General features: G+C 62.2%; 1 protein-coding gene. It reads right to left on the bottom strand.

What is annotated here, in order from left to right; genetic code table 11:
* Nucleotides 1–287 precede the first annotated feature (287 nt).
* On the bottom strand, nucleotides 288–2081 hold the full coding sequence (locus LC066_RS21365) for a hypothetical protein (RefSeq protein WP_224903522.1): 1794 nt from the start codon (nucleotides 2079–2081) through the stop codon (nucleotides 288–290).
* Nucleotides 2082–2439: the final 358 nt, after the last annotated feature.

Raw genomic sequence — 2439 nt, 5'->3', positions numbered from 1 at the left:
ATGGTGCCCGGGGGCGGAGGTCTTGCCTCGTTCTGTTCCCGCTACAGGCACCTCGGCGATGGTTCGCGTCAGCAAAACAAGGGCTATCGCGTTGGACCTCCTGCCGTCAACAGGCACCAGCTGGTCTACGGTGTGGTCTACGGCGGCAGGCGAGGTCATGAGGCCATGGCCCGGGCGGTGCGCTGTTTGGCTGAGACCTCTCCCCCCAAGAAGGCGGGCGGGGGGAAAGCGAAGCGGTCGCTATAGTGATTAGGCGCTCAGACTTGTGACCCCTAAACATCCGTTGATCACGGGGTGTAGGTGGTTGATGGATCTGCGGGGAATGTCTCATCGAGAACAATACCCTTGAGCTCTCTTCTTCCCTTGGTGCCGTCTCGGTGTAGTATTGCTTCGACATATCCACGCCGCGACACCTCTTCCCTGAAGCGATCATCCCTCGCGACCTGCTTGGTGAAGTCCTTCTTGTCTTTGCCCATGGCCTTGGCGAGTTCCTTGTAGGTGATCTCATCCCCGAAGCCCTCGTCGCTCCATTGGTCGATCATCTGCAGAGCGCTGCGGATATTACCCGACAGCTTTGTCGCCCCGCTGGGGGTCCATCGCTTCAGTTGGCAGCCAGGGAAGAGCTTGGGCAGTGCCTCGCGCAGGCCGGTTTGCTTGGCGGCGATGATGTAAGCCCGACAGGGTGGACAGGTCCCACCTTGCTGGAGCTTACGCACCTTCATGCGGCAGACGGCCTGGAGGACGTTGTGACACATCTCACCAAGGGCCATCTCCCTGCTCTGGGCCTCGCTCACCTGAGCGGTCTGGCTCATGCCTGCGCTGAGGCGAACCCGCGACGTGTGGACCTCGGGCGGTAGCTGCAAGAGGCTGGCCAAGATCACATTCGGGACATGGGCGAAGTCGTTGGTCCCGTGATGCCTGCCCCAAGTGAGAAGGTGGAGCGCCCCCGAGAGCCTGCCCCCGAGATGAGCCTCGAGGCGGTCACGGAAGCGGGGCTGCAGATCCTTGTGCAGGACAATCAGCCAATCTTCCTGCGGGCGCTGCAGGACAGCCTCTGCCACACCACGTACTAGCTTCTCCTCCTCATCCTGCAGATGAGAGGCCTTGCCGCTGCCGCTCTGCCACAGGAAGATCTTGAGGTTCTCGTAGGACTTCACGCCTGAGGGGAGGCGGTGGACGCTCTCCATGAAGTGGTAGGTTGCCCGACAGCGGCCCGAGGCATCCAGAACCAGCAGGGGAGACAGGTCCTCGGGGAGGGTCATGCGATAGCCGACAAGCTTGGCATCCCCGAAGTTGTCCCTGACGATGAGCCGCTCGCTGTCCGCCATCTCGGCGAGCAACTCCAGCCGGTCACGCTCCTTGCCGGGCTTTGAGGGGTCCCCCATGAGCCGGTAGACCTCTTGGGCCTCATCTGGCCCTGCCATTTCCTCCAGCGAGGGGACCGCGCAAACCGTGTCCGATGGGCTGTCCTCCAGGTGCTGCTGCAGGGTCTTCAGTGCGGCACACAGCCGGGGGGCCTGGCGGCGAAGAGGCTCCATGGCAAGGAGGCCGTGCAGGTCGGCTTCGGACAACGTGGTCTCTGTCCCTACCAGCAGGCTCTCATCCCATATCCGGATTGCCCGAGGCCGCCCGCAATAGTGGAAGCCACGCACCTGGTCGAAGCGGTCATGGCGCCGACACACTGCCTCCATCTTCTTCTGCGTGGTCAGCAGAATGCGGGACTGTGACGGTGCTGTCGCGGTCTGGGCGTTGGTGGCTTCATCGCCAGTCCAGATCGAGACTTCGTCACCGTGATCCTTCAGGCTGTCCTTCATCTTCAGGACCTCCTCCAGAAGGGGGAAGCACACGATGGCTGCAACCCCTTCATGCTCCGGGGCGGAGGAGGACAGCAGGGCCTTCAGGACGTGACGGATGAGCAGGGTCTTCCCGACACCGGGATCGAGGCTCGACAGGTAGACCTGAGGCTTGGCAGATCCCTCAGCCATGTCCTCGAGGATCTTCGCTGCAGCAAGAAGTCCCCTTCTCCTCGACGAGGACGGGGCCATGCCATAGCCGATCAGCTCTTGCTCAAGCGAGTGCATGGCTCGGGCAGCCAGACCTGAGGCATTCGGGGGGTGGGAATCTGATAAGGGAGTGTCTTTAGGATATTGCCCCCCGAAGGTGTGAACGGGAAAGGCAGGCTCCTCGGCAGCTGTCGCCGGAGCATGTGTCATGGAGATAGGTCCTCATTGATGGATCTTCATCGCGGAGGAGGAGGGACACCAGAGGTCCACCCCGCCATGGGCGACGCGGTCTATGCAATGGTGGCACCCAAAGGCAGGTCGCGTTAGCTGCCCTCGCGTCGCTGCCGCAGCAGCTCCCAAAGCTGACCCTCCTTCAGCAACAGACCCAGGAGGCTCGACCTAATGACATCGCTCGCGAGGAGCTGCTTGCTCATGG

This window comes from Pseudooceanicola marinus (assembly GCF_020177265.1).
Lineage (GTDB): Bacteria > Pseudomonadota > Alphaproteobacteria > Rhodobacterales > Rhodobacteraceae > Pseudooceanicola > Pseudooceanicola marinus_A.
Note: the sequence above shows the minus strand (reverse complement) of the source record. Positions and strands in the feature narration are given on the sequence as shown.

Coding starts and splice junctions, on each gene's coding strand:
- LC066_RS21365 (WP_224903522.1), bottom strand. CDS start 2,081: ATGCACTCGCTTGAGCAAGAGCTGATCGGCTATGGCATGGCCCCGTCC.